Source organism: Agrobacterium sp. CNPSo 2736 (genome assembly GCF_004005385.1).
Taxonomy (GTDB): domain Bacteria; phylum Pseudomonadota; class Alphaproteobacteria; order Rhizobiales; family Rhizobiaceae; genus Agrobacterium; species Agrobacterium leguminum.
The window spans coordinates 149,385-164,182 of the sequence record NZ_RZTX01000012.1; the positions used below are offsets into that span (position 1 = coordinate 149,385).

At 61.2% G+C, this 14,798-nt stretch carries 13 protein-coding genes; 6 read left to right on the forward strand and 7 right to left on the reverse strand.

From position 1 onward, the window contains the following. Positions 1-75 precede the first annotated feature (75 nt). Positions 76-762 carry a metal-binding protein ZinT gene (locus EM858_RS19160; protein WP_127757634.1) on the forward strand — a complete coding sequence of 229 codons (687 nt, stop codon included), beginning with the start codon at positions 76-78 and terminating at the stop codon, positions 760-762. A 52-nt stretch (positions 763-814) separates the two neighbouring features. On the opposite strand, the gene EM858_RS19165 is transcribed toward EM858_RS19160, so the two are convergent. The 3 genes from EM858_RS19165 to EM858_RS19175 all read right to left on the reverse strand — a co-directional run bounded on the left by EM858_RS19165 (position 815) and on the right by EM858_RS19175 (position 3,672). Then, on the reverse strand, positions 815-1,633 hold the full coding sequence (locus tag EM858_RS19165; protein ID WP_127757635.1) for an ABC transporter permease: 819 nt from the start codon (positions 1,631-1,633) through the stop codon (positions 815-817). Continuing rightward, positions 1,630-2,418 (reverse strand): ABC transporter ATP-binding protein, encoded by a 789-nt coding sequence (locus tag EM858_RS19170; RefSeq protein WP_162936689.1) that lies wholly within the window; start codon positions 2,416-2,418, stop codon positions 1,630-1,632. Before EM858_RS19170 ends, EM858_RS19165 begins: the two co-directional genes overlap by 4 nt. A gap of 210 nt (positions 2,419-2,628) precedes the next feature. Continuing rightward, positions 2,629-3,672, reverse strand: a complete 1,044-nt coding sequence (locus EM858_RS19175) for an ABC transporter substrate-binding protein (protein WP_127757636.1) — start codon at positions 3,670-3,672, stop codon at positions 2,629-2,631. Between the two features lie 290 nt (positions 3,673-3,962). On the opposite strand from EM858_RS19175, the gene EM858_RS19180 reads away from it, so the two are divergent. The 4 genes from EM858_RS19180 to EM858_RS19195 all read left to right on the forward strand — a co-directional run bounded on the left by EM858_RS19180 (position 3,963) and on the right by EM858_RS19195 (position 9,993). Further along, on the forward strand, positions 3,963-5,522 hold the full coding sequence (locus EM858_RS19180) for a VOC family protein (RefSeq protein WP_127757637.1): 1,560 nt from the start codon (positions 3,963-3,965) through the stop codon (positions 5,520-5,522). 204 nt (positions 5,523-5,726) lie between these two features. After that, entirely contained in the window at positions 5,727-8,498 is a 2,772-nt protein-coding gene (locus EM858_RS19185) for a DUF2339 domain-containing protein (protein ID WP_164865486.1), read from the forward strand. Next, complete coding sequence (locus EM858_RS19190) at positions 8,495-9,139, forward strand: HD domain-containing protein (protein ID WP_127757638.1); 645 nt, start codon at positions 8,495-8,497, stop codon at positions 9,137-9,139. The genes EM858_RS19185 and EM858_RS19190 overlap by 4 nt, the downstream gene beginning before the upstream one ends. A gap of 11 nt (positions 9,140-9,150) precedes the next feature. Next, positions 9,151-9,993 (forward strand): MOSC domain-containing protein, encoded by an 843-nt coding sequence (locus EM858_RS19195; protein ID WP_127757639.1) that lies wholly within the window; start codon positions 9,151-9,153, stop codon positions 9,991-9,993. Between the two features lie 113 nt (positions 9,994-10,106). Here the strand turns inward: EM858_RS19195 and EM858_RS19200 are convergent, their stop codons facing one another. After that, positions 10,107-10,841 carry a class I SAM-dependent methyltransferase gene (locus EM858_RS19200; protein WP_127757640.1) on the reverse strand — a complete coding sequence of 245 codons (735 nt, stop codon included), beginning with the start codon at positions 10,839-10,841 and terminating at the stop codon, positions 10,107-10,109. Between the two features lie 181 nt (positions 10,842-11,022). On the opposite strand from EM858_RS19200, the gene EM858_RS19205 reads away from it, so the two are divergent. After that, positions 11,023-12,237 (forward strand): MFS transporter, encoded by a 1,215-nt coding sequence (locus EM858_RS19205; RefSeq protein WP_162934057.1) that lies wholly within the window; start codon positions 11,023-11,025, stop codon positions 12,235-12,237. Here EM858_RS19205 and recO read toward each other — a convergent pair whose 3' ends face one another. From recO to EM858_RS19220, 3 genes are all read right to left on the reverse strand, one after another. Continuing rightward, the gene (gene recO, locus EM858_RS19210) at positions 12,238-13,017 is read right to left on the reverse strand and encodes a DNA repair protein RecO (protein WP_127757641.1); all 780 of its coding nucleotides are present in this window, start codon (positions 13,015-13,017) and stop codon (positions 12,238-12,240) included. Positions 13,018-13,086: 69 nt separating this feature from the next. Further along, on the reverse strand, positions 13,087-13,464 hold the full coding sequence (locus EM858_RS19215) for a response regulator (RefSeq protein WP_080817320.1): 378 nt from the start codon (positions 13,462-13,464) through the stop codon (positions 13,087-13,089). 138 nt (positions 13,465-13,602) lie between these two features. Continuing rightward, entirely contained in the window at positions 13,603-14,355 is a 753-nt protein-coding gene (locus EM858_RS19220) for a Crp/Fnr family transcriptional regulator (RefSeq protein WP_080817321.1), read from the reverse strand. Positions 14,356-14,798: the final 443 nt, after the last annotated feature.

The following is a 14,798-nucleotide window of genomic DNA, read 5'->3' on the forward strand; positions in this document are numbered from 1 at the left end:
GCGAATGTGGCCTCTATAGGTCGATACGTAATGTTATTACGTAACTATCTTTATCGATATGAGAGGGCCGAAACAATGCAGAAGATACTCACCCGCGTCACCGGCGCAGTCGCGCTTGGTTCCATGCTGCTGGCGGCGACCGCTGCAATGGCTGCCGGTGGCGACAAATCCGCAGCCCACAGCCACGACCATGGGCACGATCACGGCCACCAGATGACCGAGGCTGAAAAGCAGATCTACAAGGGTTATTTCGAGGATGCGCAGGTGAAGACACGCACGCTTTCCGACTGGGAAGGCGACTGGCAGTCGGTCTATCCCTACCTGCTGAACGGCTCACTCGATTCCGTCATGGCCGAAAAGGCGGCCCATGGCGATAAGACCGCCGCCGAATACCGCGCCTATTACGAAGTCGGCTACAAGACCGATGTGAACCGCATCGTCATCAAGAGCGACAGCGTGGTGTTTTATAAAGACGGCAAGCCCGCTGAAGGCACCTATGTCAGCGATGGCCATGAAATCCTGACCTACAAGAAGGGCAATCGCGGTGTCCGCTACATTTTCAAGAAAACCGGCGGAGATGAGGCCGCACCGCAATTCATCCAGTTCAGCGATCACTCCATCGCCCCGGTCAAGGCGGGCCATTACCATCTCTACTGGGGCAACGACCGCAAGGCATTGCTGGACGAAGTGACCAATTGGCCGACCTATTACCCGTTCCTGATGGACGGCGGCGATATCGTGGAAGAAATGGCGGCGCATTAACTTCGCACGACATTCCGGCACGGGCATATTCTTCATGCCCGTGCTGCATTCCTTACTGCCCCATGGTGGAGCGATGCGCCCAGCCGGTCATGCGCTTTTCAAGCCAGGCCATGATCGCATACATGACGATGCCTTCCACCGCGAGCATCAAGAGGCCGGCAAAGACGAGCGGCACATTGAACTGGCTCTGCGCCGAACTCATCATGTTGCCGAGGCCGTAATTGGAGGCGACGGTTTCCGACACGACCGAGCCGACGAAGGCGAGCGTGATGGCGATTTTCAGCGAGCCGAAGAAATAGGGCATGGAGCGCGGAATGCCAACCTTCAGCATGATGTCCATTTTCTTTGCGCCTAGCGCCCGCAACACATCTTCCGTTTCCGGCTCTATGGTGGCAAGCCCGGTCGCGACATTGACGACGATGGGAAAGAAAGAGATCAGGAAGGCGGTCAACACGGCAGGCACCGTGCCGATGCCGAACCAGATGACGAGGATCGGCACCAGCGCCACTTTCGGGATGGCGTTGAAGCCGATCATCAGCGGATAAAGCCCGGCATAGATGGTTTTGGACCAGCCGATGAACAGGCCGATGGCGAGACCGGCGGCCACCGCAATGGCGAAACCCAGCGTCGTGGTATAAAGCGTCTGCAGCGAATTCTTCCAGATCGGCGACCAATATTGCACGATGGCCTGTCCGACCCTTATCGGTGACGGCAGAATGGTGGGCGGCATTTTCAGCGCGTAGACCAACAGTTCCCACAACACGAAAAGCGCCAGCGTATAAAGCCAGGGGGCGGCTTTCACCCAGTTGACGCGGGCAATCAGCGGCTTGCGCGGCTCGGCCGCAACGGTGCCTTCCATGATCGCGCTCATGCCGCCACCCTCGCCTGCGCGATCTCGCCATGCAGTGCCTGCACCATGTCGTTGAAACCCTTGTCATACATGATATCGAGTTGGCGCGGGCGGGCAAATGGCACGCGGTGTTCCGCCAGCACCCGGCCCGGCCTTGCGCTCATCACGAAAATCTTGTCGGCCAGAAATGTCGCCTCGCGCAGATCATGGGTCACGAGGATGATGGTGACGCGCTGCGCGGCGTGCAGGTCGCGGATGACGCACCACAATTCCTCGCGGGTGAAGGCATCGAGCGCGCCGAAAGGCTCGTCCAGCATCAGCAGTTCCGGTTCATGGATCAAGGCCCGGCAAAGATTGGCGCGCTGCTGCATGCCGCCGGAAAGCTGCCACGGATACTTCGAACCAAAACCCTTCAGACCGACGATTTCCAGGAGACGCTCGGCTTTCGCGACATATTCCGCCTTGTGGGCGCGCAGGCGCCGGCGATGTTTCTCGACGATCTCCAGCGGCAGCAGGATGTTCTCAAGCGTGGTGCGCCAGGGCAGCATCGTCGGGTTCTGAAACGCCATGCCGACAATGGAAACCGGCTCCGTGACCTGCCGCCCGGCAACGATGACATTGCCCTTCTGCGGAATATGCAGTCCCGTTACCAGCTTCATCAGGGTCGACTTGCCGCAGCCGGAGGGTCCGACCACGGCGGCGAATTCACCCTTGTCGACCGTCAGGTTCAGGCCGGATACGGCCAGCGTGCCGGCGGAGCCGCCATAGCGCATGTCGACGCTGTCTATTTCCACGAGATGTGACATTGCTGTTCCCGTTTTAAGTTGCTGATCGGGCTGTTTAATCCCGCGGCGTTGCCGCTTGTTTCTTCTCCCCAAGGGGGAGAAGGTGGCCCGAAGGGTCGGATGAGGGGGCAACGGTAGAGATATACGGAGAGATCGCCCCCTCATCCCGCTGCCGCGGACTTCTCCCCGGCGGGGAGAAGTCCGCGGCACCCGCCCGTTCTTTCTTCCGCGTCAGGGAAGCATGCGCTCTTCCTTGGACGGCAGGTAGGTCGCGTCGAACACCTGCTCCGCCTTGACGTTGCCCTTCAGGCCCATGGACACCTTGAGCGTTTCCAGCGAGGCCGCGAGCCGGGCCGGATCGACGCCGCCCATGCCGTTTTCCACCACATAGGGCGTCCTGATATTCATGCTATTGGCCATGTTGAGGCGTTCAAGCTCGATGGCGCTGTCGAGCGTCTCGTTGCGCTTGAGCACGGCCGCCACGCCCTCTTCGGGATTCTTGACGGAATCGGCGAAGCCCTTGGCCAGCGCTTTCAGGAACCCCTTCACGGCATCCGGGTTTTTCTCTGCGAAATCAGTGTTTACCAGCACCGCATTGCCATAGAGATTCAAGCCGTGCTCGGCCATCAGGATGGTCGAGATATCGTCATCGGCGATGCCCTGTTTCTTGAGGTTGAGGATCACCGAAAAGGCAAAGCCGAAAACGGCGTCGACATCGCCCTTGGCGAGCATGGGTTCACGCACCGGAAAACCGATCGATTCGATCTTGATCTTGCTGTCATCGAGACCCGCCACCTGCTTGAAGGCGGGCCATTGCGCAAACGCGCCATCCGGTGGCGGCGCGCCGAGCTTCTTGCCTTCCAGCGACTTCGGATCGCCGGTGACACCGAGCGACTTGCGGCCCACCACGGCAAAGGTCGGGCGCTCATAGACCATATAAACGGCCTTGATCTTCTGGCTCGGATCCTCGTCGAGGAACTTCATCACCGAGTTGATGTCGCCGAAACCCATCTGATAGGCGCCGGTCGCCACGCGCGGAATGGCTTCCACCGAGCCGTTGCCGCTATCGATGGTGACATCGAGGCCTTCAGCCTTGAAGTAACCCTTGTCGAGCGCCAGCAGGAAACCGGCGGCGGGGCCTTCGAACTTCCAGTCGAGCGTGAATTTCACCGGCGTTTCGGCCCGCGCCTCGACGACCGGCAGCGAAAAACCAGCGGCTACACCGATGGCGGCAATGGTCAGAGCCCTGATCAACAACCTGCGCGTTAAAATCATCTATTCCCCCTGATGGTTTTGTTGGATTGGTTGCATAAGACCCAATTCCAGCCCTCAAGGCAAGATAAAATTGCATACAAAATAGCCGTTATTTTGTATGCTTATTTTATATGCACAAACACGCACAAGGCAGGCAAAAAGCCGGCATTTTGCCCATCGCGCATGCAACGAAGCGAAAGCGGGATCGTTCACGCAGAGAACACAGCGTTCTCATTTGCCGGGGTTGCGGATCAGAGGCAGCGTGCGACAAATAGGGCCACGAACAGCAGGCGAAACAGCGGGACGGCAAGATGAATTCTGCACTGGGCATACACCACATCACCATGATTACCCGGAAGGTGCAGGCGAATGTGGATTTTTACGCCGGCTTTCTGGGCTTGAGGCTGGCCAAGCGCACGGCCGGTTTCGAAGACGCCATGCAGCTACACCTGCTTTATGGCGACGATATCGCCTCGCCCGGCTCGCTGCTCACCTTTCTCGTCTGGGAAGATGGCGGCCAGGGCCGTGTCGGTTATGGCCAGACGCTGGAGATTTCCGTGGCCATCGATCCCGCCGCCATCGGCTTCTGGCTGACGCGGGCGCTGAAATTCGGCATCCGGGCGGAAGGCCCCTCCGATGAGTTCGGCGCTCCGGTCATCCGGCTGAAGGATCCCGACGGCCTGATCGTCAAGCTGGTCGGCACGCATGCCTTTGCCGATGCGACGCCGCATGTGACGGACGATATTTCCGCGGAGGACGCCATTCGCCGAATCTATGGCGCGACGGTGCTGAGCGAAGTGCCGGAAGAAACCGTGGCGTTTCTGGAGAAACATTTCGGTTACCGGCAGGAAAGCCAGGCAGGCGCAATCCGCCGGCTCGTTTCCGAAAGCGGCGACATTATCGATGTGCGCGACGCAACCGGCTTCTGGTCGAGCGCGCCGGGCACCGGCACCGTCGATCATATCGCCTTCCGCGCGAAGGACATGGACGAGTTGAACGAGGTTCACACGGGGCTGAAATCTCTGAATTCCAGCACCACCAACGCCCATGACCGCAAATATTTCCACTCGCTTTATGTCCGCGAACCGGGCGGCGTGCTGATCGAAATGGCGACCGACGGGCCGGGCATGACAGTGGACGAACCGTTGGAATCGCTCGGGGAAAAACTGTTCATCCCACCGCTCTTCATGAAGGACGAGGCGGATGTGCGTGTCGCCCTGCCGCAATTTGCAATGCCGGGCGAAGAGCGCATCGTCTATCGCGACCTGCCCTTCGTGCACCGTTTCTATACGCCCGAGGAGCCGGATGGCAGCACCATCATCCTGCTGCACGGTTCCGGCGGCAGCGAAACGAGCCTGATGCCGCTGGCGCACCGGGCAGCGCCGCGCGCCACCCTTCTCGGCGTGCGCGGCCGCAGCACGGAGGAAGACATCGCCCGCTGGTTCCGCCGTTATCCCGATTTCAGCTTCGACCAGAAGGATATCGCCTCGGAAGCGGAAGCCTTCGCCGACTTCGTGGAGGGAGCGATACGGTCCTATGGTCTCGACCGTTCGAAACTGCGGTTTATCGGCCATTCCAATGGCGCAAATTTCTACGCGGCCTTTGCCGCGCTTTATCCCGAACTTGCCGGAGACGCCCTGCTCTATCGCCCGATGCCGGTTCTGGAAACATGGCCGCAGACCGATCTTTCCGGCCGCAATGTCCTGCTTGTGGCGGGAGAACGGGACAAATATCTCGACAAGGCGCACGAATTGCAGGGCCGACTGGCGGCGAGCGGTGCAAGGGCCGAAATGGAAACGGTCGAGGACGGGCACGAGCTCGGGCTTGCCGATATCGAAACGGCACGGCACTGGCTGGCGGCTGCTTCCTGATTTTCGAGCGATACGCATGAGCCGAGGGGGCGACGCAGCGATAAACTGAGAGCTTGCCCCCTCATCCCGCTGCCGCGGACTTCTCCCCGGCGGGGAGAGGAAACAAGCGGCTTACTCCCTCGCCAGCCGCATCCGTCATCAACCGGGCCTTGCATAAATTCACCAAAAGGGCTTTAAAAACAGCTTCGTAATTGGAGAATCCGTTTGGAAATCCCGCTGTTTATCCTCGCCCTCGTCGCGGCCTTCATCTACACGCTGGTCGCGAGCATCCGCAATTCAAGTCGAATCAAGTCGCTGGAACGGGAAGTTCTCAGCCTCAAGCGGCTGATGGCTGCGGGCGTGACGGCGCCTGTGGCGGCGCAGGCGGAGAGCACGGAATCCACGGCAAAACCGGATTTCGAGGCGGAAGAGGAAAGCAGGACACCTGCGGAAGACGCAGCCTTCCAGGCTGAATACGCCTCCGAACCGCAGGAAGCCGCCGCCATGGCGCAGGCGGAAGACGCCGTCCGCGAGGAAGCAGCCTCCGCTCCTGCGAGCGATACGGCATCCGCACCGGCAACGAAGGAAAGCTTCGAAAGCCTGCTCGGCGCGCGTTGGGCGGTCTGGGCCGGTGGGCTGGCGCTGGCGCTCGGCGGTATTTTCCTCGTCAAATATTCGATCGAATCGGGGCTGCTCAGCCCGGCGGTCAGGCTGTCTCTCGCCGCCATTTTCGGCCTCGCCCTCGGGATTGCCGGCGAGGCTGTCCGCCGCAAGGCGGTGCCGGGCATCGCCGCCACCTATTCCAACGCCATGATACCGGGCGTGCTGACGGCGGCCGGCGCCTTGACGCTGTTCGGCGTGGTTTATGCTGCCTATGGCATTTACGGCTATATCGGCCCCGGCACGGCTTTCGGCCTGCTTGGGCTCGTCGCCTTCGCCACCATCGGGCTTTCGCTGCTGCATGGGCAGGCGCTGGCCGGTCTCGGCCTTCTCGGTTCGATGCTGACGCCGGCGCTGATTTCCACCGAAACGCCGAATATCTGGGCGCTCTTCCTGTTCCTCACCATCTCCTGGCTGGCAACAGCGGCCGCGGCGCGCAGGCAGGGCTGGACCGTGGTTCCGTCTCTGGCCAATGCCGGCCTCGGCCTCTGGGCGCTGGGATATATCGGCTTTTCCGAAACGATCAGCGCCGAACCGCCAACGCTTGCCCTGCTCGTCATGCTGGCGGGAACCATATTCCTCTGGCCGGGCAAGACATTCGACACGCCGCCTGCCGAGACCGGCGAAACCGCCGCTCCCGAGCGGCGCGCCATCCGCGCCATGCGGCTTCTGCTGCGCCCATCGCTCGCCCTCAACCTCACGGTGTCGATGGCCGTGATCCTGCCGGCCATCGGTTTCCTGTTTGCCGATGGCGGTATCGATACCCATCCGGCGCTCATCGTTTCAGCGCTCGTCGCCGCCCTTGCGGCGCTTGGCGCCGCCCGCCACTATGCGGTCTGGCCCGCCATTATCGCAGCGCTCGGTGCGCAGGCTGCCGTGTCGCTGATGTCGCGGCAGGGCATCGACTTCATCGGCCTCATCAACGATACGTCCGTGTTCCTTCCGCCCGTATCGGTCGGCTACACGGCGGAAATCGCGATGGCGCTTGGCCTCGGGGCTGTCTTCGTGCTCTGCGCCTTCTCCTTCCTGAAGCGCAAGGGCGCTGACGATGCGGACTTCGCCCAGCTCTGGGCCGGTATCGCAGCACTTTTCCCCGTCTGGCTCGCCACCGCAAGCTTCGTCGAATACGGCAATCTCGGCCGTGACTGGCTGCACGCCGCCTATGGCGTCGGCCTCGGACTGGTGTTGCTTGCAGGCGCCGAATGGCTGCACCGGCAGAACGACGAGGCCTATCGCAAGCCGCTGAACATCCTCGTGCTCGGCTCCTTTGCCGCCTTCGCGCTTTGCCTGCACACGCTGACGGAGGGGCTTGCGACGACCATGCTGCTCTCCGTCATCGGTTTCATCTATGTGCTGGCAAGCCGGTACCGCAACTGGGATGTGCTGCCCTGGGTGATGGCGGTGGCAAGCGTTGCCGTTCTCGGCCGCATCGCCTGGGAACCCACCATTGTCGGGCCGCAGAACCTCGGCACCACGCCGGTCTTCAACGCGCTTCTGCCGGGTTACGGCATTCCCGCACTGCTGGCCGTCGCCTCGGCCTGGCTGCTGCGCGACTGGCCGGGGGTCAGGGCGAAGAACTTCCTGCAGGCGATTGCCAGCGTCATGGGGCTTCTCGCCGTCGCCATCCTCATCCGCCACGCGATGAATGGCGGCACGCTGGATGATAGCGTGCCGACGCTTGGCGAACAGTCGATCTATACGCTGCTGACTATCGGCTTCTCGGGCGTCTTGATGACGCTGGACCTGAAGAGCCCCAGCCCCGTCTTCCGTTACGGCTCGATGATTGCCGGCGTGATTGCCGTCATCAACGTGCTGACGATGCATTTCTTCACGCTCAACCCCTATTTCACCGGCGAAAATACCGGCAGCATCCCATTCCTCAACCTGCTCCTGATCGGTTACCTGTTGCCGGCGCTCGCCTATGGCGGCCTTGCCTATTATGCGCGCGGAAAACGTCCGCCGCCCTATGTCAGCATGCTGGCGGTGGCAGGTGCGGCACTCGGTTTTGCCTGGGCGACGCTTTCCGTGCGCCGCTTCTGGCAGGGCGAGAACATCGCCGACTGGAAGGGCTTCCTGCAGGGAGAGACCTATAGCTATTCGGTGGTCTGGCTGCTGATCGGCGTGTTGCTGCTGGTGCTCGGCTCGCGCTTTAATGCCCGCAGCCTGCGTCTGGCATCGGCCGCCTTCGTGCTGATCTCCGTCGCCAAGGCCTTCCTGATCGACATGAGCAATCTTGAAGGCGTGCTGAGAGCCCTGTCCTTCATCGGGCTCGGCGCGGTGCTGATCGGCATCGGCCTATTCTACCAGAAAATTCTCACCCGGAAGCCGCAGGCATGATCGCGGCCGAGGCTTTCGCGCCCTATGCGGCGCTTGCGCAGGATTTGATACCGCACGCCGCCGATGCGGGCGACGGCTCGCATGATCTTGCCCATATTCACCGCGTCTTCCGCAACGCCATGCGCATCCATGCGGGCGAAGGCGGCGATGGCACCGTGCTGGCCGCCAGCGTGCTGTTGCATGATTGCGTGGCGGTGGAGAAGAACTCGCCGCTCCGCGCGCAGGCCTCACGGCTTGCGGCGGAAAAAGCCGCAGGCATTCTCGAGGCGCTCGGCTGGCAACAGGCGGATATCGACGCCGCCGCCCATGCCATCACCACCCACAGCTTTTCCGCCAATATCGAGCCGGAGACGCTGGAGGCGAAAATCCTTCAGGACGCCGACCGGCTGGACGCCATCGGTATGGTGGGGGCGGCGCGCTGCTTTTATATTGCCGGACGCATGGGCTCGGCGCTTTACGACCCGGTCGACCCGCTGGCGAAGGAGCGGCCGCTTGACGACCGCGCCTTTGCCATCGACCATTTCGAAACCAAGCTGTTCAAGCTGGCCGACGGCTTTCGCACCGAGACGGGCCGGCAGATGGCCAAGGCCCGCCATGAGCGGCTGAAACAGGTGCTGGACCTGTTTCTCGACGAGATTTGAGGAGACCCGAGATGCGTGTGACCGAACTCAACATCTATCCGCTGAAAAGCGCGCGCGGCATTCCCCTCTCCGAAAGCATTGTTTCGGCCGAAGGCCTGCCGGGCGACCGTCGCGCTATGCTGACCGACCCCACCGGTCATTTCATCACCCAGCGCGAATTGCCGGCCATCGCCACGGTTCTGGCCCGGCATGAGGATGGCGGCATGGTGCTTTCTCGGGAAGCGGACGGCGAGGTTCTCGCAAGACCTTCCGGAGAGCGCATGGATGTGGCGGTGTGGAAGTCGATCGTCAGCGCCAATATCGCCGATGTCGAGACCAACGACACGCTCTCGGCATGGCTGGGGCGCGAGGTGAAGCTGGTGTTCTTCGACGACGCCTCGAAACGCATTGCAAGCCTAGAATGGACCGGCAACGAAACGCCCGTCACCTTTGCGGACGGTTACCAGATTCTCGTCACCACCACCGCCTCGCTTGCCGCGCTGAACGACAATATGCGCGCCAATGGCGAGGACGCGGTCGGCATGGAGCGGTTCCGGCCCAATATCGTGCTTGATACGGACGAGCCATGGGCCGAGGACCGCTGGGCGGCCATCGAGATCGGCGGCATTCGCTTCGATCTGGTCAAGCCCTGCGCCCGCTGCATCATGACCACGCAGGACCAGACGACCGGCTCCCGCGATGTGCCCTCCCCGATGAAAGCCATGGGCCGCATCCGCATGTCCGGTGACCGGCGCGTGCCCGGCCCGCTGTTCGGCTGGAACGTGACGCCGCGTGGTGAAGGCCGGCTGTCGGTTGGCGATGTGGCGAAGGTGATCGAGGAAAGGCCGGAAGGCTGGGCGATCAAGCGGCGGTAAGTTACTGGTTCAGCTCAACCGAACATAGCCACGGTGCAATGTTTAGGATGGCGCACCCTCTCTCCCTCATCCTGCGCTCGTCACAGGAATGAGTAGACGGAGGGTTCATCACCTCACGGCTTGCGCGCCCCGACGATCAGGAAAATCGGGCGGCGATCTTCGTGCCTGAGTTCCGGCCGCTCGGCCATCAGGGCTGGATCAGGCCTCGGTTCCGCCAGCCGCTTCAAAACGAATCCGGCGGCTAGGAGACCGTTGAGAATGCCTGACACCGTGCGGTGATATTTGACCACGTCTTCCGCCATCCAGTTGGAGTGGCGCACGCCCTCGCTTTGATAATTATCGAGCGGCCAGTGCAGGATTTCGCCATCCTCGCCATAAAACCAGTCCTGTTTTTCCAGCGCCGTGAAAACGGGATGTTCGATGGAAAAGATGAAATCGCCGCCGGATTTCAGCACGGCGAAAATCTTCGCGAATGCCCCGTCGAGATCGCGGACGTAATGCAGGGCGAGAGAACTCAGCACCACATCGAAACTTTCCTGCGGAAAATCGATGTCTTCGATAGCGGCGCGACGGTATTCGATGCCGGGCCCGCCATTTATCTCGGCGGCGCGGCGCAGCATATTCTCCGACAGATCGACGCCAACGATATGAGCAGCCCCCTGTTCTGCGGCATAACGGCAATGCCAGCCGAAACCACAGCCGAGATCGAGAAAATCCTTGCCTTTCAGGTCCGGCAGCATGGCGCGCAATTCGTGCCACTCGCCGGCCTGACGCAAACCTTCCACGGAGCGCGGCATGGCGCTGTAGCGCTCGAAAAACCCGGGATCGTCGTAGATATTCTGTTTCATCGTCGTCTCTCCGGTGGCCGGCATGCGAGGGCATTCCATCAATCCCATGAATAGTGGCCGTCAAGAAAAGTCGCTAGTGGGACCGGCTGACAAAAGATAATATTCATCCCACCGTAGCGGAATCCGCGGCAAGCCATGTCCCTCTTTTTGGGAGGCGAGGCGCCGCGATGGGGGAATATTCATGTCGCAAGCCACACGCCAGACCATGCCCTGGCTGATTATAGCCGCCGGGTCGCTGATTGCGGTCATGACCTTCGGGCCCCGTTCGGCCATGGGCTTTTTCCAGCTGCCGATGCTCGCCGATACCGGCTGGGACCGCTCCACTTTCGGTCTCGCCATGGCCCTGCAGAACCTCTTCTGGGGGCTCGGCCAGCCCTTCTTCGGCGCCATTGCCGATAAATACGGCACGGGCCGCGTGCTCGTGCTTTCCGGCCTGCTCTATGCCGCCGGCCTCATCTGTATGTCCTTCGGTACCTCGCCCTTCTGGCTGCATTTCGGCGGCGGCGTTCTCGTCGGGCTCGGCATTGCCGCCGGCTCCTTCAGCGTCATCCTTTCGGCCTTTGCGCGCCATGTCACGCCGCAGCAGCGTTCGCTTGCCTTCGGCATCGGCACCGCGGCGGGTTCGGCCGGCATGTTCCTGTTCGCGCCGATCAGCCAGGGCCTGATTTCCACCTATGGCTGGTCGGACAGCCTCGTCTGGCTTGCCGCGATGATGATGCTCGTGCCGCTGCTCGCCTTTCCGATGCGCGGCAATTCCTCTTCCGGCAGCCAGTCGCAGGCACAGTTCCAGCAGACGGCGGGCGAAGCGCTGAAGGAGGCGCTCGGCCATAAAAGCTACCTGCTTTTGACCACGGGCTTTTTCGTCTGCGGTTTTCAGGTGGCCTTCATCACCGCGCATTTCCCGGCCTATCTCGGCGATATCGGCATCGAACCGCGCTACGCCGTCATCGCCATGGCGCTGATCGGCTTCTTCAACATCATCGGGTCGCTTGCCGCCGGCGTCATCGCCCAGCGTTATTCGAAGCCCTATCTGCTGGCCTATATCTATCTCGCCCGTTCGGTTGCCGTCACCGCTTTCCTGCTTCTGCCGCAATCGCCGCTTTCGGTCATCATCTTCGCCGCCGTGATGGGCATTCTCTGGCTTTCCACCGTGCCGCCGACCAATGCGCTGGTGGCGATCATGTTCGGCACGCGCCATCTAGGCATGCTCGGCGGCGTCGTGTTCCTGTCACACCAGATCGGCTCGTTCCTCGGCGTCTGGCTCGGCGGCTTCCTTTACGACAGGCTGGGTTCCTATGATCTCGTCTGGTGGCTGGGCGTCGGCATGGGGATTTTCGCGGCCATCGTGCATTGGCCCATTCAGGAACGGCCGGCTCCGCGGCCTGCAATGGCCTAGTCAGACAGCCTTATCGAGGGCGGGCGGCATCGCCCTACCGTCGATCACCCGGCCTTCCAGCGCCTTCAGCGCCGCCTGCACGAAACCGTCGCGGGCGGCGTTTTCGTTGAGCCCACGCGGATCGTAGACATGCCGGTTGAGGAAATGGGCGGTGAGGCGGAAAGCAGCCGCAAGGCTGTCAGGATCGGCGGCCTTCGACTGGCCTTCGCTTAAGAAGGCCGGAAGCGACAGCATCCGCTCCGCATAGGGCGCACCTGCCGTGCGGCAAACCGCCCTGCCCGTTTTCGGCGATACATAGATGAGGTCGGTGCGCAGCCCCGTCGCCGCGCATTCGCTAAGATCGAGCCCGAAACCGAGTTCGTTCAGCACCGCCAGTTCGAAGCGCACGAACAATTCCCCGGCATCGACGGGGTCATGCAGATTGTCGAGAATGATATCCAGCGCCTGATAAAGATGCGGGTGCGGATCGCGCTCCGGCAGAAGCCTGAGCAAGGCGCCCATGGCCTGCACACCGTAAACGGCGGTCGCCGTTTCCATCAGCTGCGCAGCGCGCAATTGCAGCGGCTCGATGCGGAATTCACCCAGATGATCGTGAAGGCGCGCCCGCCAGATCACATCAACCCGGTTGCCTGCCTGTAGCACCGGCTGCATGCTGCGGGAACGGCCGGAACGCACCAGCCCCAGATGGCGGCCACGCGAAGGGGTCATCACCTCGGCGATGACACTCGTCTCGCCATGGCGTTTGACGCCGAGAATGATTGCCTCTTCCTGCCACTGCATGAAACGCGTCCGAATTTCGATTCAGGATTTCGATTCAGGCCCGATCATACCCGATCTGGCGGCAAAACGTTATTCTTTTACGGCATCGTCGACCACGCCGACGAGGTTGAGAACGAAATCGACAATTTCGTTTTCCCCGAAGGGCTTGCCGAGCAACGGCGCGTGCATGAGATCATCCGGAAAACCCGTCGTGTCGCCATAACCGCTGACGAAACCGAAGGGAATGCCCGCATCGCGCAGCCCGCGCGCGAAATCGTAACTCTTGCCATCGGTCAGGCTGACATCGAGAAGCACGCAATCGGCGCCGCCCTCTTCGACGGCCTGCCTCGCCTGCGCAAGCGTGGTGGCGATGGCAACGGATTCCACCCCCATGGACTGGAGAACCGCTTCGACATCGAGCGCCACCAGATATTCATCCTCAACGATGATAACCCGTTGTGGCACCATATGTTTTCTTCTTCCTAAAAAAATAGGACCGCACGGCTCGAAGCTGCGGTCTCCGACACGATTCTCCCGTGAGATATCACGACAGGAGTCGCAAATTACGGCTCCACCGTCATTTAAAAAAGACATGTCAAAGGAAGATCAGATGAAGGGTCTTTGCCGCTTTTCATCGCTTTCCCAACCCGCCAGGTTGCTCAAGCCGGCATCGTCCAGCACCAGACAGCCCTTGTCCGTCCAGCGGATGAGACCGCGATCGACCAGCTTTCTCAAGGTCTTGTTGGTGTGAACGATGGAAAGGCCGAGTGTGTCGGCCACATGCTGCTGGGTGACCGGAATCGGCGTTTCCCCCCTTATGAGGTTGACCGCCTTTGCCTTGCTGTAGAGGAAAACTATCAGATAGGCGGCGCGCTCCAGCGCCGTGCGCCGCCCGATGCTGAGGAGATGGCTGTCGAGCATGCGTTCCTCGCTCGCCGCGATCCAGGTCAGGTCATAGGCAAGCGTCGGATGATCCGTGAAGAGGTTGTTGAGGCGGGAGCGCTCGAAAACGCACAGCGTTACCGGCGACAGCGCCTCCACCGAATGCTGCATTTCCCCCATCACCGTGCCCTGAAGACCGACGAGATCGCCGGGCATGACATAGTTGAGTATCTGCCGCCGGCCGTCCTCCAGCGTCTTGTAACGGAAAGCCCAGCCCTGCAAAACGGTGTAAAGATGGGCGCTGTGCGAGCCTTCCATCAGGATGACGGAGCCGCTTTCCACCGCAAGTTCCCCCGTCTTGAAACGTGAGACGAAATCCAGCTCCGAAGAGGAAAAATCCCGGAAATGCGGCAGGTCGCGCAGGGGACATTGCTGGCACGGGGTGGTGGAAATTCCGTTCGGTTTTTTTGGCGACATGAATATCCGTCATCGAAAAAGGTTGCGCCCAATTGTTTTGGAACAACCCGCCCGGACCTATTCGGTTCCCGATGGTGGGTGAAGATATTCAGTTCGTTCTTTGTGCGTCGTTCGGTTTCCCCCACTCCACCTCATTCCTGTGCTCGTCACAGGAATCCTGTGTATTGGATTTGTGCTATGTAGAGTGCGGGCGGAAGGCCGTCGGAATCCTGGTCGTTAGAGACCGCCTGCTGGCTTTTGGACCTCCGCCCGCTCTGATAATCCCAACCTGAACAGTTGATGGAGGCCGTGAGCGCGGACCTCGTAGCACAGGATGAGGCTTGCCATGGTACACCCTGTTTACATCGGATGCGACGTCTCAAAGGCACATCTGGATCTTTTCGATGCCGCAACACAAAAAGCCGTCCGCATCGCCAATACCGGCACCGCCATTGATGAATGGC